This is a genomic window from Agromyces terreus, from assembly GCF_009749465.1.
Taxonomy (GTDB): Bacteria; Actinomycetota; Actinomycetes; order Actinomycetales; family Microbacteriaceae; genus Agromyces; species Agromyces terreus.
The window spans coordinates 291326-310352 of record NZ_WBIS01000002.1 but is presented as its reverse complement, the minus strand read 5'-3'; the positions used below and the strand labels follow the sequence as shown (position 1 = coordinate 310352).

The window sequence follows — 19027 nt, the reverse complement described above, 5'->3', positions numbered from 1 at the left end:
GCGCCCACACCCCCTCCTGAAAAGTGAAATGGGCGGGGACAGAAACCCTGTTCAGGCGACAAATCCTCAGAATGGATTTGGCGGCGGCCGCGGCCGGGCCATACGGTGGTCTACGGCCCTCACGGGTCGACCACCCAGTCCGCGCCCTCGCCGGAGGCCCGTTTCGACGGTCGCCCGACGGGGTCGTACGGTTCCGTGCGTGGTGCATCGCCCCGATGGCGGTGCGCGCTGGAACCGGGATTCGCCCGACCCGAGGTCGAGCTTGAGTCCCGGATCCCGGATCGCCAGAACCCGGCCGTGACGCGTGCAATGCCGCTGCCATCCGCACCCCGGCAGCGATCCGCCGCACGCGCCTTTGGAGCACCCTGCGATGCCCGAACATCACAGCACGAACAGCAGCACGAACAGCAGCACGAACAGCAGCACCGACACCGGCACGACGAGCACGAACGCCGCCACGACGAGCACGACTACCGGCGCGACGCCCATCGCCGACGGCGGCGCGACGCCGGGCACCAAGGGCCCGAACGCGCTCGAGGTCAGGAACCTCTCGAGGTTCTTCGGCCGCAAGCCCGCAGAGGCGCTCGAACGCCTGAAGGCCGGCGCCACCCGCGAGGACCTCGCGGCGCTCGGCACCGCCGCGGTGATCGACGTCGACTTCGACGTCCGCCAGGGCGAGATCTTCGTCGTCATGGGCCTGTCGGGCTCCGGCAAGTCGACGCTCATCCGCATGCTCAACGGCCTCGTCGAGCCGAGCGCCGGCTCCGTGACGGTCATGGGCGAGACGATCACGGGCGTCAGCCCGACGAAGCTGCGCGCCGCGCGTCGCAAGCACATCGCGATGGTCTTCCAGCACTTCGCCCTGCTGCCGCACCTCACCGTGCTCGACAACGCCGCCTACGGCCTCGAAGTGCAGGGGATGCCGCCGGCCGAGCGCCGCGCGAAGGCCGAACTCGTGCTCGAGCGCGTCGGACTCGGCGGATGGGGCGACAAGCTCCCCTCCGAGCTCTCGGGCGGCATGCAGCAGCGCGTGGGCCTCGCCCGCGCACTCGCCGCGGACGCCGACATCCTGCTCATGGACGAGGCGTTCAGCGCCCTCGACCCGCTGATCCGACGCGAGATGCAGGAGCAGCTCATCGAGCTCCAGCAGGAGCTCGGCAAGACGATCGTCTTCATCACCCACGACCTCAACGAGGCCATGTTCCTCGGCGACCGCATCGCGGTCATGCGCGACGGACGCGTGGTGCAGATCGGCACCGCCGAGGAGATCCTCACCGACCCCGCCGACGACTACGTGGCGCAGTTCGTGCAGGACGTGGACCGCGCCCGCGTGCTCACGGCCGGCAACGTCATGGAGGCGCCGCGCGCCGTGGCATCCGCCTCGGCGGGACCGCGGGCCGCACTCCGCGCCATGCGCGACCTGCAGACCTCGATGGTCTTCGTCGTGGCATCCGGTCGCAAGCTCGTCGGCGTCGCGCACGACCGCGACGTGCTGCGGCTCGTCCGGCGCGGCGAACGCTCGCTGCAGGGCGCGATCACCGACGACTACGCCGCGGTCGGACCCGACGTGGTGCTCACCGACCTGCTCGAGAGCTCGGTCGAACAGGCCCTGCCGCTCGCCGTCGTGGACGACGAGGGCCGCCTGCTCGGCGCCGTGCCCCGCGTGACGCTGCTCGCCGCGCTCGGCAACGTGTCGACCGACACGGGCGAACTGCAGGCCGTGCAGAACCCCGCCACCGTGCCCGTCGACGTCATCACCGCGACGCTGCGCGAGACCGCGGCGGCCGCCCCGCCGGACACGCCGCTGCCCGCCGACGAACTCGCCGCGACCGAGGGGAGCCGCGCATGAACGACATCCGCATCCCGCTCGGCGACATCGCCGAGGGCTTCATCGACGTGCTCACGGACACGCTCGGCTGGTTCTTCGCGATCGTCCGCACCGTGTTCCTCGCGTTCTACGACGCGGTCGAGTTCGTGCTCATCACGCCGCCGTTCTGGATCGTGATCATCGCGCTCGCCGCGATCGCCTGGTTCGTGAAGGGGTGGAAGCTCTCGCTCGGCACCGCAATCGGCTTGCTCGTGATCGTCGGCGTCGACCAGTGGGACCACGCGATGGAGTCGCTGGCCCTGGTGCTCGTGGCCAGCACGATCGCCATCGCGCTCGCCGTGCCCGTCGGCATCTGGACCGCGCGCTCCGACCTCGCCTCGAAGATCGTGCGCCCCGTGCTCGACTTCATGCAGACGATGCCGGCGTTCGTGTACCTCATCCCCGCGCTCATCCTCTTCCGCGTCGGCGTCGTGCCCGGCATCGTGGCGACCATCGTGTTCGCGATGGCGCCCGGGGTGCGACTCACCGAGCTCGGCATCCGCGGCGTCGACCGCGAGGTCGTCGAGGCGGGCCACGCGTTCGGCGCGTCGCCCGGTCGCATCCTGCGCCAGATCCAGCTCCCGCTCGCGATGCCCAGCATCATGGCCGGCGTCAACCAGGTCATCATGCTCTCGCTTTCGATGGTCGTCATCGCGGGCATGGTCGGCGCGGGCGGCCTCGGCGGCGACGTCGTGGCATCCCTCAACCGCATCGACGTCGCCCTCGGCTTCGAGGCCGGTCTCTCGGTCGTGATCCTCGCGATCATCCTCGACCGCATCACGGGCGCCCTCGGCGCCGGCCGCGGGCGACGCCCCTCGAAGAAGGCGGGCCTCGCGAGCGCCCCGAGCGACCCGAGCGCGCCGGGCGACGACCGAGCGGCGGATGCCTCGGATGCCGCGGATGCCGCGACGCAGGCCGAGCGCGAGACGGCGTCGCCCCGCCGCTCGCCGATCTCCAGCAAGTAGGCCCCTGCCGCCCGATGCCCATGCCGAACGCGGCATGCGTCGGCGACGGCCCCTGAAACCTGACGCGCCATCGTGCCCGTCACGGTCTGGGCAGCAATGCCCGGATCCCCAACCCCCGTGTTCACAGCACACGGGACGAAAGGAAACACCATGAAGAAGAGCATCCTGACCGGGGCATTCGCCCTGAGCGCCGCATCCGCCCTGATCCTCACCGGTTGCGCATCCGACGGCGGCGCCTCCGCCGAGGGCGACAACCTCGACAACGGCGACCGCAAGGACGTCACCATCGCCGTGTTCAACGGCTGGGACGAGGGCGTCGCCGCGAGCGAGCTCTGGAACGCCATCCTCACCGAGAAGGGGTACGACGTCGAGCTCGAGTACGCCGACGTCGCGCCCGTCTACCAGGGCCTCACCGACGACGACTACGACGTGGTGCTCGACACCTGGCTGCCGATCACGCACGCCGACTACATGGACGAGTACGGCGACGAGCTGAACGACCTGGGCGCGTGGAACGACGACGCCGCCCTCACCATCGCGGTGAACGCCGACGCGCCGATCGACTCGCTCGACGAGCTCGCCGCGAACGCCGACCTGTTCGACAACCGCCTCGTGGGCATCGAGCCCGGCTCGGGCCTGAACGGCGTCACGACCGACACCGTCATCCCCACCTACGGCCTCGAGGACATGGAGTACCTCACCAGCTCGACCCCGGCCATGCTCGCCGAGCTGAAGGCCGCGACCGACGCCGGCGAGAACATCGCCGTCACGCTGTGGAGCCCGCACTGGGCGTACGACGCGTTCCCGATCAAGAACCTCGAGGACCCCGAGGGCACGCTCGGCGACGCCGAGAGCATCCACACGGTCGGCGGCAAGAGCTTCCCCGAGAACTTCCCGACGCTGTCGGGCTGGCTCTCGGACTTCAAGATGGACACCGAGAAGCTCTCGTCGCTCGAGAACGCCATGTTCAACGAGAACGACACCGACGACTACGGCCCCATCGTGGAGCAGTGGATCGCCGACAACCAGGAGTACGTGGACTCGCTCACGTCCTGATCCGACCCGCACGGCGGGCAGGGGGCACGGGCCGGAAGGTCCGAGCAGACCTGCGGATGCCGCGGAGCAGCGTTCGCTGTCCGCGGCATCCGTCGTCTCCGGGCGCTGTCTCCTCGGGCGCCGCGGCCGCCGTCAGTGGGTGAAGGCGTTCACCTGGCCGTCGACCGGCATCGGGCTCTCGAGGGCGTCGAGGTGGTCGACGGCCTCGCGGATGTCGAGCACGAGCGACTCGGCGAGGTTGCGGCTGAGCCCGTTGCGCACGACGATGCGCTGCACCACGAGGTCGGAGATGTCGTCGGGCATCGGGTAGGCGGGGATCAGCCACCCCTTGAGGCGCAGGCGTTCGGACAGGTGGTAGAGGTTCCACTTGTCGGTGTGGCCGGGGGCGAGCCGCCACGCGAACACCGGGATGTCGCTGCCGTCGTTCCACAGCTCGAACGCGTCCATCCGGCCGATCTCGCCCGAGAGGTAGAGCGCGACGTCCTGCGAGGCCTGCTGCACCTTGCGGAAGCCGTCCCAACCCAGGCGGAGGAACAGGTAGTACTGCAGGAGCACCTGCGCGCCGGGCCGCGAGAAGTTGAGCGCGAAGCTCGGCATGTGCCCGCCGAGGTAGGTCACGTCGAAGACGAGTTCCTTCGGCAGGTCGTCCACGGTGCGCCAGACCACCCAGCCGAGACCGGGGTAGACGAGCCCGTACTTGTGCGCCGAGGTGCTGATCGAGACGACCCGTTCGACGCGGAAGTCCCACGCGAGATCGGGCTGGAGGAACGGCGCGACCATGCCCCCGGATGCCCCGTCGACGTGGATCTTCACGTCGAGCCCGGTCTCCGCCTGGATGCGGTCGAGCGCCGCCGCGATCTCGGCCACGGGCTCGTACATGCCCGTGTAGGTCACGCCCATGATGGCCACGACGCCGATCGTGTTCTCGTCGACGTACTTCTCGAGGTCGTGCCCGTCGAGCACCCGGTGCTCATCGCTGATCGGCACGTACCTGGCCTCGACGTCGAAGTAGTTGCAGAACTTCTCCCAGCAGACCTGCACCGCGCTCGAGAGGATGAGGTTCGGCTTCTCGGTCGACTTGCCCTCCGCGCGGCGGGCGAGCTGCCAGCGCCGCTTCAGCGCGAGGCCGCCCAGCATGCACGCCTCCGACGAGCCGATCGTGGAGGTGCCGATGGCGCCCTCCGTGCTCGGCGCGTTCCAGAGGCTGGCGATCATCTTCCAGCAGCGCGTCTCGATCGCGGCGGTCTGCGGATACTCGTCCTTGTCGACCATGTTCTTGTCGGCCGACTCGGCGTACAGCTTCGTCGCGTACGGGTCCATCCACGTGCCCACGAAGGTCGCGAGGTTCAGGCGGGCGTTGCCGTCGAGCATCGACTCGTCGTGCACCACCTGGTACGCCGTCTCGGGAAGGGACTCGCCGTCGGGCAGGCGATCGAGCGGGAAGTCGGTGGCCTCGCCCTCCCGCGCGAAGATCGGATTGAGCTGATTCCGATCGCTGATGCCCGCGAACGCGTGGGTCGATCGATCCGGCGTGATCGGCTCGGCGTCGCCGTCGGCATCCGGGCGTGGCGTTCCTGCGGTCATGTGAGTCCCCCGTGTTCGCTTCGGTCGCGCGCCGGGCGTGCACGCGCGAGAGCCGGCGGGGTCGGGTATCGATCCCCCGAACGACGGCCCGATTCCCGAGTGTGGCCGCATCGCGGCGGACCGTCAAGGAACCGTGCCCGCTTCGAACGTCGTCGATAGGGTTGGCCCGACGGGGCGACGATGCCTCGTCCGCAGGGCGGGCGGTGCGCGACCGCCGGTGGTGGGGGTCCGAAATGCGAGCGGATGTCTCGAGCGGCGGCGGTCTCGGCGGGGGTGGCGACGGTTCCGTCGGGGGTGCTGCCGGTGGTGGTGGCACCGGTGGCGGTGCTGCCGGTGACGGGCGCCGTCGGCTGCGCCTCCGGCGCGAGGCCTGGGGCTTCGCCGTCGGCTCGGTGTTCTTCCTCGTGGGGGCGCTGCCCTGGTACGCGGCCTGGGCGGGACCCGTCGGCGCCGCGGCCACGTTCGTCGTCGGCTCCGTCTTCTTCACGCTCGCGGCGTTCGTGCAGCTGAGCCTCAGCGGCCGCCGCATCCCCGTGCGCGGCACGAACCGCGCCGACGCCTGGGACTGGTGGGCCGCCGCCGTGCAGTTCGTCGGCACCCTCCTCTTCAACGTGAGCACCGCGGCGGCGCTCGCCGCGGCCCTCGCGGATCCCGAGCGGCTCGGCGCCGGATGGCGGCCCGACGCCTGGGGTTCGGCGGCGTTCCTCATCTCGAGCGCGTTCGCCATGGTCGCGACGAGCGATCGCGGAACGCTCTGGGACGTGCACGCCCGCTCGTGGCACGGCACCTGGCTGACGATGCTCGGCTCGATCGCGTTCGCCGTCTCCGCGGTCGGCGCCTACGTCGTGCCGCAGACCGACTCGCTCGTGAGCGCGTTCTGGGCGAACCTCGGCACCCTCGTCGGGGCCGTCTGCTTCCTGCTCGCCGCGCTGCTCTCGCGGCGGGCCATCGACGCTCCCGCGACCCGGGCCGGGTAACGGGCGCCGGCCCGCGGCATCCGCTCGATTCGGTCGTGATCAGCCTCTCTGGTAGGCTGTTCCTTTGGCTGGGTACATCCACTGCCCAGACCGCGACCAACCCCCATCGAACCGCGCGAGAAATCGCGGGTTTCGGCGTGGGAAGTCAGCAGACAAGAGACCTTGGGAGGGGCATCCGCCCCTCGGTATTGGAGGAAAGACCAATGGCAGCAGTGTGCCAGGTGACTGGAGCCGTTCCCGGCTTCGGTCACAACATCTCGCACTCGCACCGCCGGACGAAGCGCCGCTTCGACCCGAACGTGCAGAAGAAGACCTACTACGTGCCGTCGCTTCGTCGTAACGTCACCCTGAACGTGTCCGCCAAGGGCATCAAGGTGATCGACGCCCGCGGCATCGAGTCGGTCGTCAAGGACATCCAGGCTCGTGGGGTGAAGCTCTAATGGCGAAAGCACAGGACATCCGTCCGATCATCAAGCTCCGTTCGACGGCCGGCACCGGCTTCACCTACGTGACCCGCAAGAACCGTCGCAACAACCCCGACCGTCTCGTGCTCAAGAAGTACGACCCGGTGGTTCGCAAGCACGTCGACTTCCGAGAGGAGCGCTAAGACATGGCGAAGAAGAGCAAGATCGCGCGCAACGAGCAGCGCAAGGTGATCGTCGACCGCTACGCGGCGAAGCGACTCGAGCTGAAGAAGGCCCTCATCGACCCCAACGGCACCGACGAGTCGCGCGAAGCGGCCCGCGTCGGCCTGCAGAAGCTGCCCCGCAATGCTTCCCCGATCCGCGTGCGTTCGCGCGACGCGATCGACGGCCGCCCCCGCGGCGTGCTCACGAAGTTCGGCGTCTCGCGCGTCCGCTTCCGTGACATGGCGCACCGCGGCGAGCTGCCCGGCATCACCAAGTCGAGCTGGTAAGCCGCAGGCTTCGGCTTCACGCACCACGAGAGGGGCGTCCCGGTTCTCCGGGGCGCCCCTCTCGTCGTTCCCGCGCACGGCGGGCGCGGCGCGCGGCGGTCGCGGCGCCGTTCGGGTGAGCGCGCGCGAACGCGACGAGCGCGCGCGAATGCACCCGCGCGCTCGTCGCATTCGCGCGCGCTCGACGGACGGAGGGGGCGATCGGGAGCAGGCGAAGGTCCAAGAGGGTGCGACACGCCGGGGCGAGTTGCCCGAAAAGGTCGGAAATCCGCGAGATTCCGCGGTTCTCTGCTACATTCGAGGCGGCCCGATCGGCCACGGGGGCGGTTGAACGATCGTTCCCGAGAACTCACAATGCTGTACAGAACAGCGAAGGTCCGAGGAGGACATTCAATGGCTGACAAGTCGCTCAACAAGACCGAGCTCGTCGCGAAGGTCGCTGCATCGACCGGGCAGAGCCAGGCCACCGTCGACGCCGTTCTCGGCGGCCTCTTCGAGGCGTTCGCCGAGGCCGTCGCTTCGGACACCAAGGTCTCGATCCCGGGTTGGCTCGCCGTCGAGCGCACCTCGCGCGCCGCGCGCACCGGTCGCAACCCGCAGACCGGCGCCGAGATCCAGATCCCGGCCGGCCACTCGGTCAAGGTCTCGGCCGGCTCGAAGCTGAAGGCCGCCGCGAAGTAGTCTTCGCGACCGCACGAAGGGCGCTCGGCTTCGGCCGGGCGCCCTTCGTCGTCCCGCCGGGCGCCGCCGGTGGGCGAGCGGTCAGCCCGCGGCACGTAGGCTTGTCCGGTGTCCCGCTCAGTCCGCGTGTTCGGCCCCGCCGTCCTCGTCGCCGTCGCGCTCGTGTCGACGGTCGCGGCGCTCGCGTACGGCGGGGGAGCGGCGCCGCAGCTGATCCAGGACCCGGGCGCGTTCTCCCGGTGGGGCCTCCCGATCGCGAAGCTGTTCGTCAACCTCGGCGCGGCCGGCATGATCGGCGCACTCGTGCTCGTGGTCTGGGCGCTCGCCCCGAAGCGACGCGAGTTCGACGTCGCCCTCGATGTGGCTGCGGCATCCGCTGCGGTCTTCACGATCGCGAGTGCGGTGACGGGGCTGCTCACGTTCCTCGTGGTGACGGGGGTTCCGCTGAGCCTGGGCGACACGTTCGGGGCGCAGCTCGGGCAGTTCCTCACGGCCATCCCGCTGGGGCAGTCCTGGCTCGCGACGACGCTGATGGGCGCGGCGGTGACGGTGCTCTGCTTCGCGGTGCGCAACCACACGGCGGTGCTGTTCGTGACGGTGCTCGCGATCGCCTCGCTCGTGCCGATGGCGCAGCAGGGGCACGCGGCCGGCACGGCGGGCCACAACGCGGCGATCACGGCACTCGGCCTGCACCTCATCTTCGCGGGGGTCTGGCTCGGCGGCCTGCTCACGATCGTGCTGCTGCGTCGCGAGCTCGACGCGAAGCGGCTTCCGGTGGTGCTCGCGCGGTACTCGACCGTCGCGCTCATTTGCTTCATCGTGGTCGCCGTCTCGGGGTACGCGAGCGCCGCCCTGCGCATCGGCACCTGGGATCAGCTCGCGAGCCAGTACGGCGTGCTCGTCATCGTCAAGCTGCTCGCACTGCTCGCCCTGGGCGGGTTCGGTGCGCTGCAGCGTCGGTACCTGATCGGGCGGATGTCGCGGGCCGGCGTCTCGGGGGTCAGGGAGTTCTGGTTCCTCGTGGTGGCCGAGCTCGCCTTCATGGGCATCGCATCCGGCGTCGCGGCGGCCCTCGCCCGCACGGCGACGCCGGTCGGCGAGGAGCCCGGGTCGATCGCGCAGTCGCCCGCCGAGATCCTCACCGGCGAGCCGCTGCCGCCGTGGCCCGAGCTCTGGCGCTACTTCACCGAGTGGAACCTCGACCTGCTCTGGATCTTCGCGTGCGCGTTCGGCATCTTCTTCTACCTCGCGGGCGTGCGGAGGCTGCGCCGCCGCGGCGATTCGTGGCCGGTGTACCGCACGGTGCTCTGGGTCGCGGGCATGCTGCTGCTCGCGTACATCACGAACGGCGGCGTCAACGCCTACGAGCAGTACCTCTTCTCGGCGCACATGGCCGCCCACATGGTGCTCACGATGGCGGTGCCCGTGCTGCTCGTGCCGGGCGCCCCGGTGACGCTCGCGGCGCGGTCGATCCGGCCGCGGAAGGACGGATCGCGCGGCGGACGCGAATGGATCCTGCTCGCGGTGCACTCCAAGTTCGCGGGCATCATCGCGAACCCCCTCGTCGCGGCGGTGCTCTTCGCCGGATCGCTGTGGGTGTTCTACTTCACCGGACTGTTCCGTTGGACGATGGACGACCACCTCGGGCACGAGTGGATGATCGTCCACTTCCTCATCACCGGATACCTGTTCGTGCAGTCGCTCATCGGCATCGACCCGGTGCCGTATCGGCTGCCGTACCCGTTCCGTCTCGTGCTGCTGCTCGGCACGATGGCGATGCACGCCTTCTTCGGCCTGGCGATCATGTCGAGCACGGGGCTGCTCCTCGCCGACTGGTACGGCGCGATGGGCTGGGGCACCGATGCGCTCATCGATCAGCAGACGGGCGGCGGCATCGCCTGGTCGATCGGCGAGATCCCGACCGTCGCGCTCGCGATCACGGTCGCCGTGCAGTGGCGGCGGAGCGACCAGAAGGAGTCCACGCGCCACGACCGGCACGCCGACCGTACGGGCGACGCCGAGCTCGAGGCGTACAACGCGCATCTCGCGGCGATCGCCGAGCACGACCGGCGCGGCTGAGCCGGGCGGGGTCGGTCGCGTCGGTCGGGGAGCGAGGTACGAGCGTCTCGAGACCGCGAGGCCGGTGGTCTCGAGACGGCGCTGGCGCGCCTCCTCGACCGGCGGGCGGCGCTGGTCGCGTCGGTCGGGGAGCGAGGTACGAGCGTCTCGAGACCCCGAGACCGCGAGACCGGTGGTCTCGAGACGGCGCTGGCGCGCCTCCTCGACCGGCGGGCGGGGCGGTCAGCCCGTCTGCTGCAACTGGATCGCGATGCTGTCGTCGGGCCTGATGGTCGCCGTGAGGGCCACCTTGAAGGGGCGATCCTCCTCGAGCTGCGTGATCTCGCCGTCGAAGAGCGACTGCACCTCGACCGAGATGTGCGCGAGGCCGTCGGTCGGCGGCATCTCGAACGCGGTCTCGCCGGCGGTGAGGGTGACGACGGGGTAGGTCACGATCGACCAGGCGGGGTCGCCCAGCACCCGGTCGTCGATCTCGATGCCGAACGGGCAGCTCGCAGGCTGCAGGACGAGCTGCGTGGCGCACTGGTCGAGGTAGTCGTCGACCTGCGTCTGCACGCGCTTGACGAAGTCGGCGGTCGGCTGCGCGTCGACGGTGACCTCGGCCCGCTTCTGGGGTTCGATGCCGAGGGTGGTCGGAATGGCCTCGACGAGGATGTCGGAGTACGAGAACTCGTACACGGCCGGCGCGATCGCGAGGTAGGGCGCCGTCTGCGTGAACGCCTTCAGATCGTCGCCGGTCTTCGTCGCCCGGGTGTCGAGGGTGAGGGATCCGACCGTGAACACCGGGTTGTGCGCGGCGGTCACGTCGACGACGGTGATCGGGCTCGTGACGAACTCCCACCGATTGAGCAGCCCGTAGAGCGGGTCGATGGGGCGAACGTCGAACGTGGACTGGAGGATGGCGGTGTCGAGCCGGTAGCTCACCGACACCGAGTGCGTGCCGTCGGGGTTCGCGACGTCTTCGACGACCTGCACGTCTTCGGGGCCGACCTCGATGACGCCCGAGCGCAGCATCGCGCTCGAGATGTCGGCCGGGAGCCCGAGCGCCTCGATCTCGGCGTCGTCGAGTGCGACGCCGGGGGTCGTGGTCGCCGTGGCCATGTCGTCTTCGGCGACCGCGTCGAGGTAGCGCTGCACGAAGTTCGCGGCGCCGTAGGTGGTCTGGTTGAGCCCGCCCAGCGCGGCGAGGAACGCGCCGGCGAGCAGCATGGCGAGTCCGGCCCACCCGACGATCGCCAGTACGGAGAGCCGGCCGCTGCGAACTCCGGCCCCGGTCACCCCGACAGTCTAAGCGGGGCGGATGTCGGGGGCGGAACGTGCTCACCGGGGTTCGGGTCGCCGGTGCGCGGCGCCGGCTCGCGGCATCCGCTCGCTCGTGTTCCGACCGGGTGCCGCCCACTCGTCGTCCACAGGCCGGGGCGAGTCCCGGACGCCGCACCACGGCCGAACGGGGCGGGCGCGCGGATGCCGCGCGGCTACAGTTGGATCGCGCCGACCGGCGGCTCGACAGACCGGAGAACCCGTGCCCCCATTGACCCTCACCCGCGAGCAGACCGCGGTCTTCGAGGCGATCGAGGGGACCCGCGATCACGTGTTCGTCACCGGGCGGGCGGGCACCGGCAAGTCGACCCTGCTCAACCACCTCAACTGGAACACGCAGAAGCAGATCGTGATCTGCGCGCCGACCGGGGTCGCGGCGCTGAACGTGGGCGGGCAGACGATCCACTCGCTCTTCCGGCTGCCGATCGGCGTCATCGCCGACCACGAGATCGAGCAGAACGACGCTGTGCGCAAGATCCTGAACGCCATGGACACGCTCGTCATCGACGAGATCTCGATGGTGAACGCCGACCTCATGGACGCGATGGACCGCGCCCTCCGGCAGGCCCGACAGCGCAAGCACGAGCCGTTCGGCGGGGTGCAGGTCGTGCTGTTCGGCGACCCCTACCAGCTCGCACCCGTGCCCGGCGACGCCGACGAGCGGGCGTACTTCGCCGACACGTACGACTCGATGTGGTTCTTCGACGCGAAGGTGTGGCGCGAGACCGACCTGCGCATCTTCGAGCTCGGCGAGGTGCACCGTCAGCACGACGACGAGTTCAAGTTCATGCTCAACGCCGTTCGGCACGGCCGCGTGACGGCCGAGATCGCCGGCGTGCTCAACAGCATCGGCGCGCGCCGGCCCCTGCCCGAGCACGGCGCCATCACGCTGGCCACGACGAACGGCACCGTCAACCGCATCAACGCGACGCAGCTGCACCGGCTGCCCGGGCACTCCAAGGCCAACGAGGCCGAGGTCGCCGGCGATTTCGGCGGGCGCGCGTACCCGGCCGACGAGCGGCTCGAGCTCAAGGTCGGCGCGCAGGTCATGTTCCTGCGCAACGACACGGCCGTCGGGCCCGAGGGGCAGCGCTGGGTCAACGGCACGATCGGCACGGTCGTCGCGCTCGACCGCGACGTGCGCGTCGACGTCGACGGCGATGTGCACGAGGTCGAGCAGGCGACGTGGGAGAAGTACAAGTACTCGTGGGATCCGTCGCGCAAGAAGCTCGAGCGTCAGATCGTGGCGGAGTTCACCCAGTTCCCGTTGCGGCTCGCCTGGGCGGTGACGATCCACAAGTCGCAGGGTGCGAGTTACGACACGGCGATCGTCGATCTCGGCCCGCGCGTCTTCAGCCCCGGCCAGACGTACGTCGCGCTGAGCCGGCTGACGGCGCTCGACGGGCTCTACCTCAGCCGGCCGCTCAGGCCGAGCGACATCCTCGTCGATCCGGCTGTGGAGCGATTCATGTCGGGGGCCGAGCGCGAGATCGGCAGCGCAACCTGAACGCGGCCCTCGGGTCGACGGGTTAGAATCGCGTCGGTACACGCCGAGGGGGGCTCGTGGTCGATCACCGGGGGAGTCGGCGGCGCAGATGGGGATCCGCGGCCGCGGCCTTCGTCGTGCTCGCGCTCGCGCTCCAGGGCTGCTCGTTCGCCGCGGTCGACCCCGAGGCGCAGTTCGATTCCGTCGAGAACGCGGTCGCGGGCGACACGGCAGATGCGCTCTCCGCGGTGCTCGACGAGGCGATCCGGTTGAGCGGTGCCAGCGGCGGCATCGCCGGTGTGTGGGCCCCTTGGGCAGGGTCGTGGACCGGGGCATCCGGAACCGTCTCGTTCGATGAGGGCGCCGCGAAGGTCACGACCGAGACGCCGTTCCGGATGGCGACCCTCACCTCCGAGATGACCTGCGCGATCGTGCTGAAGCTCGCCGCCGCCGGGCGGCTCGAGCTCTCCGACCAGGTGTCCGAGGACGTCGACTGGATTCCCGGCCTCGACGGCATCACGTACGAGCAGCTCTGCCGTCACACGTCGGGCATCGCCGACTACTACCCGCATCTCGAGGACATCTTCGTCTCGAACCCCGAACGGCCGTGGTCCAGGAACGAGCTCGTCGCGGCCGGCATGGCATTGCCGCGCATCGGCCAGGCGGGCGAGAAGGTGAGCGAGTCGCGCACGGGCATCCTGCTCGCGGCCATGGGCGCCGAGCGTCGCACCGGGCAGGCGTGGAGCGACCTCGCCGACCACGAGGTGTTCGGGCCCCTCGACCTCGAATCCACCTCGTTGCCGTCGCCGACCGCGTCCGGCACCGGGCTGCTCGGGGCGTACTCGGCCGGATTCGGCGCCGACGGCAAGCTCGACTGCACGGTCAGGCACGACGACTCCGACCAGTCGAACTCGAACGGCGGGGCGGCCGCGGGCGGCGTCTCGACCCTCGAAGACCTCCGCCGCTTCAGTGAGGCCTTCGCGACCGGGGCGCTCCTCTCCGAGGATGTCGCGGCGAAGCAGTGGAAGACCGTTCCCGTCGGCGGGGATGCGCCCACGTGGGTGAAGGCGGGCATCGGCGGCCAGAGCTACGGGCCGATGCGGGGCGACGCCGGCGAGACCGCCGGGGTGTTGACCGCGGCGTTCACCGATCCCGACAGCGGGCTGACCGTCGTCGTCGTGCTGAACAACTCCTCGCCGCCGCCCGAGTTCGTGCGCGAGGTGGCGTTCGCGCTCGCGTCGATCGGTTCCAAGGCCGACGGGGTCGACGGGCGCGAGGCCCCGCTCGTCGAGCTGCCGTGGTCGCTCGAGCAGGCGACGGCGAAGATGCAGGAACTGGCGCCCTGCGCCGACGTCGCGGTCGCGGCCGACGAGGCGGAGGCCGCGCCCGCGGCGTGACCGCTCGAGCCGGATGCGCCCGACAACACCTTCGGAATCAGGCCGAAGCGCCCGCGGCCTGACCGCTCGGGGCCGGATGCACCCGGCAACACCTTCGAAATCAGGCCGAAGCGCCCAGATCAGGACGATTCCGCGGATTTCGTCCTGATCCGGGCGCGTCGGCCTGATTGGCGACGGTCGGCCTGAGTTCGGATACCGGAGTCGGGAATAGCCCGAGCGTGCGATATGGTTGTGTCCAGCGAGGTACCCCATAGGGGTATTGGGAACTTGGAGGCGCGAGATGTGCGACACGAATGACACGACCGGCGGATGCTGCAGCACGACGCTCTCGATCGGCCGTCCGGGTGAACACGGGTTGCCCGCCGCGAAGACGGCCGAAGCGCAGTTCGCGCCGCCGGCCGCCGGAGCGGTGAGCCAGGCCGCGCCCGCAGGCCGCACGGCGCCCGCGGGCCATGGCGTCACGACCGCGTTCGGCGTGGAGGGGATGACCTGCTCGCACTGCGTGGCGAGCGTCACCGAGGAGGTCGGGCGTCTCGAGGGCGTCACCGGCGTGCGGGTCGATCTGGTCTCGGGCGGCGTCTCGACGGTCACCGTGGAGAGTGCGACGATGCTCGACGCGCGTGCGGTGGCCGAGGCCGTCGACGAGGCCGGGTACGCGCTGGCGCCGGCAGCATCATGAGCGCGCAGCAGGTCGACCTGCTCGTCGGCGGCATGACGTGCGCGTCCTGCGCCGCGCGCGTCGAGAAGAAGCTCAACCGTCTGCCGGGCGTCGAGGCGTCCGTCAACTACGCGACCGAGAAGGCGCGGGTGCTGCTTCCGGAGGGCGTGAGCGTCGAGCAGGCCATCGCGACCGTGGAGGCGACGGGCTACACGGCCGAACTCCCGACGCCCCCGGCACGTCCTGCCGCCGCGCAGGCCGCCGCGCGGGCCGCCGCGCCATCCACGGCGCATGCCGCGGAGCAGGCTGACACGCATTCCGCGACGCAGACTGACGCACAGGGGTCCGCCGCACCGCAGACGATGCGGCCCGGCGCGCAGCCCGCCCGCGTCGGCGCGGCCGGCCCCCGCGCGGCCGGCCCCCGCGCCGACTCCGCCGATCGCGGCGCCGCCGAGCAGGCATCCCTTCGTCGACGCCTGATCATCTCGACCGTGCTGACCATTCCGGTCGTCGCGATGTCGATGATCCCGGCCCTGCAGTTCACGAACTGGCAATGGCTCGCCCTCGCGCTCGCGGCACCGGTCGCGGTCTGGGGGGCGTGGCCGTTCCACCGTGCCGCGTCGGTGAACCTGCGCCACGGCGCGGCCACGATGGACACCCTCATCAGCGTCGGCGTGCTCGCCGCGCTCGGCTGGTCGCTGTACGCCCTCTTCTTCGGCGGCGCGGGCATGCCCGGCATGACCATGGAGTTCGCCCTCTTCACCGCACCCGGCGGCGGCGCCGACGAGATCTACCTCGAGGTGGCGGCGGCCGTGACGGTGTTCGTCCTCGCCGGGAGGTATGCGGAGTCCCGCGCGAAGCGGAGCTCGACGGCTGCCATCGAGGCGCTGCTCGAGATGGGTGCGAGCGAGGCATCCGTGCTCCGCGACGGGCTCGAGGTGCGGATGCCGGCGGCCGACCTCGTCGTCGACGACCGGTTCGTCGTGCGCCCGGGCGAGAAGATCGCCGCCGACGGCGTGGTCGTCGAGGGCGGCTCGGCGGTGGACGCGAGCATGCTCACGGGCGAGTCGGTGCCGGTCGAGGTCGGCCCGGGCGACGCCGTGATCGGCGCGACCATCAACGTCGGCGGCCGTCTCGTCGTGCGGGCGACGCGGGTCGGCGCCGACACGGAGCTCGCGGCGATGGCCCGTCTCGTCGAACAGGCGCAGACGGGCAAGGCCGAGGTGCAGCGCCTGGCCGACCGGGTCTCGGCGGTGTTCGTGCCCGTGGTCATCGGGCTCGCGCTCGCCGCGCTCGCCGGGTGGCTGCTCGCGGGCGCGGGCCCCGAGGTCGCGTTCACGGCCGCCGTCGCGACGCTCATCGTGGCCTGCCCGTGCGCGCTCGGCCTGGCGACGCCCATGGCGCTGCTCGTCGGCACCGCGCGCGGCGCGCAGCTCGGGATCCTCATCAAGGGCCCGCAGATCCTCGAGTCCACGCGTCGGGTCGACACCGTCGTGCTCGACAAGACGGGCACGGTCACGAGCGGGCGGATGTCGCTCGCCGAGGTCGTGGCGGCGCCCGGGGAGTCCGAGGCCGAGGTGCTCCGCTTCGCGGGCGCCGCCGAGTCGGGGTCGGAGCATCCGATCGCCGCTGCGATCGCGTCCGCCGCCGCCGTCGCGCCGTCGGTCGAGTCGTTCGCCTCGGCGCACGGCCTCGGCGTGCAGGCGGTGGTCGACGGCCGCCTCGTCCTGGTCGGGCGCCCGGCGTGGCTCGCGGAACAGTGGGCGGTCGAGGTCCCGGCGGCCTCGCTCGATCGCCAGGCCGAGCTCGAGGAGGCGGGCGGCACGGTCGTCGCGGTCGCGTGGGACGGCCGGGTCCGCGGCATCCTGAGCGTGACCGACACGGTGAAGCCGAACAGCGCGTCGGCCGTCGCGCAGTTGCGCGAGCTGGGGTTGACGCCCATGCTGCTGACGGGCGACAACGAGCGCGTCGCGCGGGCGGTCGCGGCCGAGGTCGGCATCGCCGAGGTGCGCGCCGGCGTGCTGCCCGCGGGCAAGGCCGACGTGGTGCGCGCGCTGCAGGCCGAGGGCCGCGTGGTGGCGATGGTGGGTGACGGCGTCAACGACGCGGTCGCGCTCGCCACGGCCGACCTCGGCATCGCGATGGGCACCGGCACGGACGTCGCCATCGAGGCGAGCGACCTGACGCTCGTGCGCAGCGATCTGGTGGCCGTGGTCGACGCGATCCGCCTCTCGCGGCGCACCCTCGCCACGATCAAGGGCAACCTGTTCTGGGCCTTCGCCTACAACGTGGCCGCGATCCCGGTGGCGATGCTCGGCATGTTGAACCCGTTGGTCGCGGGCGCGGCGATGGCGTTCTCGTCGGTGTTCGTGGTGGGCAACAGCCTGCGGTTGCGGCGGTTCCGCGGCCGCTGAGCGGGGGGCGCGTCGGTCGAATCGATTCGATAGGATGTCTCGGGCGCGACGAGCGCGCCCTGCGCCGTTCGCGGCATCCGTCCATCCCGTTCGATCCGCCCGGAGCAGCCCATGGCCACCAGCCTCACCACCGGCGCGCCGTGGCGCGTCATCCTCGTGTTCGCGGTGCCGCTGCTCATCGGCAACGTCGTGCAGCAGCTGTACCAGGTGGTCGACGCGATCGTCGTCGGCCGGCATCTCGGCATCGACTCGCTCGCCGCCGTCGGCGCCACGGGCGCGCTGCTGTTCCTCCTGCTCGGGTTCGCGTGGGGCGTCACCTCGGGCTTCGCCATCCCGACCGCGCAGGCGTTCGGCGCGCGCGACCACGTCGCCGTCCGCCGCTCGGTCGCGACCGGCACGCTGCTGACGGGCGCGATGAGCGTGCTCCTGACGGCGCTCGCGCCGCTCATCGCCGAGCCCGCGCTGCGGCTCCTCCAGACGCCCGAGGAGCTGCTCGCCGAGGCGACGGTGTTCACGCAGATCAGCTTCCTCGGGGCATCCGCCGTGATGTTCTTCAACTACCTGTCGGCGATCATCCGTGCGATCGGCGACTCCCGCACCCCCCTCGTGTTCCTCACCGTGTCCTGCGCGCTGAACGTCGGCCTCGTCGTGCTGATGGTCGGCCCGCTCGGCTGGGGCGTCGCGGGCGCGGCACTCGCGACCGTCGTCGCGCAGGCCGTGTCGGTCGCCCTCTGCCTCGACTTCGTGCGCCGCCGCGTGCCCGTGCTGCACCTGCACCGCGAGGACTGGCGGATGTCGCGGGCCGACGTCGGCGAGCATCTCCGCGTCGGCCTGCCGATGGGGTTCCAGGCCTCGATCATCGCGATCGGCACGCTCACCGTGCAGGTCGCGCTCAACGGGCTCGGCGCCGACGCGGTCGCCTCGTACACGACGGCCTCGCGCATCGACTCGCTCGCGGTCGCGCTGCTCGCCTCGCTCGGCCTGGCCGCCTCGATGTTCGCGGCCCAGAACCTCGGCGGCCACCGCCCCGACCGGGTGCGTCGCGGCGCGGTGCAGGCGACGTGGATGTCGATCGGAACGGCGGTGATCGTCGGCGTGCCCCTCATCGTCTTCGGCGAGGATCTCGTGCGGCTCTTCGTCGGCGCCGGCTCCGACGCGGTCGTCGCCGACGCCGGGCTCATGCTCGCCGTCAACGGGTTCACGTACTCGGCGCTCGGCGTGCTGTTCGTGCTGCGCGGCACGCTTCAGGGGCTCGGGCACACGGTCGTGCCGACCGTCACCGGCGTGATCGAGCTCGTGATGCGCGTGGGGGCGGCGGTCGTGCTCGGCGCGGCGTTCGGATTCGTCGGCGTGGTGTGGAGCAACCCGCTCGCCTGGCTGGGCGCGGCCGCCCTGCTCGTGCCGGCATACGTGCGCGAGCACCGGCGCCTCGGGCGCATGCGGGTCGAACCGCGCACCGCGACGCCGACCACCCCGATCGCGGTCGTCGGACCCGTCGACGGATCGATGAACGTCGACGCCGTCGTGACGGGCGCGATTCCCGTGCAGGAGGCATCCGGCGTCGCGCGGCTCGGTCGCCGGCTCAGCCGCAGGCGGTGACGGGTCGGCCGGCGGGCATCCGCTCGAC

Annotated in this window: 16 protein-coding genes; 14 read left to right on the top strand and 2 right to left on the bottom strand. The window is 71.1% G+C overall.

All coding sequences use genetic code 11. The annotated features are described in order from the left end of the window. Nucleotides 1-370: 370 nt before the first annotated feature. The 3 genes from GQQ92_RS06585 (at nucleotide 371) to GQQ92_RS06575 (ending at nucleotide 3888) form a co-directional block, all read left to right on the top strand. The gene (locus tag GQQ92_RS06585) at nucleotides 371-1849 is read left to right on the top strand and encodes a quaternary amine ABC transporter ATP-binding protein (RefSeq protein ID WP_156998436.1); all 1479 of its coding nucleotides are present in this window, start codon (nucleotides 371-373) and stop codon (nucleotides 1847-1849) included. Then, nucleotides 1846-2832: an ABC transporter permease gene (locus GQQ92_RS06580; RefSeq protein WP_156998435.1), complete on the top strand. Its 987-nt coding sequence runs from the start codon at nucleotides 1846-1848 to the stop codon at nucleotides 2830-2832. The genes GQQ92_RS06585 and GQQ92_RS06580 overlap by 4 nt, the downstream gene beginning before the upstream one ends. 150 nt (nucleotides 2833-2982) lie before the next feature. Continuing rightward, nucleotides 2983-3888, top strand: a complete 906-nt coding sequence (locus tag GQQ92_RS06575; protein WP_156998434.1) for a glycine betaine ABC transporter substrate-binding protein — start codon at nucleotides 2983-2985, stop codon at nucleotides 3886-3888. Nucleotides 3889-4020: 132 nt separating this feature from the next. Here the strand turns inward: GQQ92_RS06575 and GQQ92_RS06570 are convergent, their stop codons facing one another. After that, nucleotides 4021-5472, bottom strand: a complete 1452-nt coding sequence (locus tag GQQ92_RS06570) for a glutamate decarboxylase (protein ID WP_156998433.1) — start codon at nucleotides 5470-5472, stop codon at nucleotides 4021-4023. Nucleotides 5473-5705: 233 nt separating this feature from the next. Between GQQ92_RS06570 and GQQ92_RS06565 the strand changes: the two genes are divergently transcribed. From GQQ92_RS06565 to GQQ92_RS06540, 6 genes are all read left to right on the top strand, one after another. After that, complete coding sequence (locus GQQ92_RS06565; RefSeq protein ID WP_232057546.1) at nucleotides 5706-6449, top strand: hypothetical protein; 744 nt, start codon at nucleotides 5706-5708, stop codon at nucleotides 6447-6449. Between the two features lie 203 nt (nucleotides 6450-6652). Next, nucleotides 6653-6889 carry a 50S ribosomal protein L28 gene (gene rpmB / locus GQQ92_RS06560; protein ID WP_156998432.1) on the top strand — a complete coding sequence of 79 codons (237 nt, stop codon included), beginning with the start codon at nucleotides 6653-6655 and terminating at the stop codon, nucleotides 6887-6889. Beyond that, on the top strand, nucleotides 6889-7056 hold the full coding sequence (gene rpmG / locus GQQ92_RS06555) for a 50S ribosomal protein L33 (RefSeq protein WP_156998431.1): 168 nt from the start codon (nucleotides 6889-6891) through the stop codon (nucleotides 7054-7056). Before rpmB ends, rpmG begins: the two co-directional genes overlap by 1 nt. Nucleotides 7057-7059: 3 nt before the next feature. Further along, entirely contained in the window at nucleotides 7060-7365 is a 306-nt protein-coding gene (gene rpsN, locus GQQ92_RS06550) for a 30S ribosomal protein S14 (protein WP_156998430.1), read from the top strand. A gap of 393 nt (nucleotides 7366-7758) precedes the next feature. After that, nucleotides 7759-8046, top strand: a complete 288-nt coding sequence (locus GQQ92_RS06545) for an HU family DNA-binding protein (RefSeq protein ID WP_156998429.1) — start codon at nucleotides 7759-7761, stop codon at nucleotides 8044-8046. A 108-nt stretch (nucleotides 8047-8154) separates the two neighbouring features. After that, entirely contained in the window at nucleotides 8155-10125 is a 1971-nt protein-coding gene (locus GQQ92_RS06540) for a cytochrome c oxidase assembly protein (protein ID WP_232057545.1), read from the top strand. 222 nt (nucleotides 10126-10347) lie between these two features. Here GQQ92_RS06540 and GQQ92_RS06535 read toward each other — a convergent pair whose 3' ends face one another. Continuing rightward, nucleotides 10348-11403 carry a hypothetical protein gene (locus tag GQQ92_RS06535; protein WP_156998428.1) on the bottom strand — a complete coding sequence of 352 codons (1056 nt, stop codon included), beginning with the start codon at nucleotides 11401-11403 and terminating at the stop codon, nucleotides 10348-10350. 244 nt (nucleotides 11404-11647) lie between these two features. Here GQQ92_RS06535 and GQQ92_RS06530 point away from each other — a divergent pair, with 244 nt between their 5' ends. The 5 genes from GQQ92_RS06530 (at nucleotide 11648) to GQQ92_RS06510 (ending at nucleotide 18999) form a co-directional block, all read left to right on the top strand. Next, on the top strand, nucleotides 11648-12952 hold the full coding sequence (locus tag GQQ92_RS06530) for an ATP-dependent DNA helicase (protein ID WP_156998427.1): 1305 nt from the start codon (nucleotides 11648-11650) through the stop codon (nucleotides 12950-12952). 56 nt (nucleotides 12953-13008) lie between these two features. Continuing rightward, on the top strand, nucleotides 13009-14328 hold the full coding sequence (locus tag GQQ92_RS06525) for a serine hydrolase domain-containing protein (protein ID WP_156998426.1): 1320 nt from the start codon (nucleotides 13009-13011) through the stop codon (nucleotides 14326-14328). A gap of 280 nt (nucleotides 14329-14608) precedes the next feature. After that, nucleotides 14609-15007, top strand: coding sequence for a heavy-metal-associated domain-containing protein (locus GQQ92_RS16780; RefSeq protein ID WP_232057544.1), 399 nt, complete (start codon nucleotides 14609-14611; stop codon nucleotides 15005-15007). Next, complete coding sequence (locus tag GQQ92_RS06515; protein WP_156998425.1) at nucleotides 15004-17400, top strand: heavy metal translocating P-type ATPase; 2397 nt, start codon at nucleotides 15004-15006, stop codon at nucleotides 17398-17400. Before GQQ92_RS16780 ends, GQQ92_RS06515 begins: the two co-directional genes overlap by 4 nt. A gap of 111 nt (nucleotides 17401-17511) precedes the next feature. Further along, nucleotides 17512-18999 carry an MATE family efflux transporter gene (locus GQQ92_RS06510; RefSeq protein WP_156998424.1) on the top strand — a complete coding sequence of 496 codons (1488 nt, stop codon included), beginning with the start codon at nucleotides 17512-17514 and terminating at the stop codon, nucleotides 18997-18999. Nucleotides 19000-19027 lie beyond the last annotated feature (28 nt).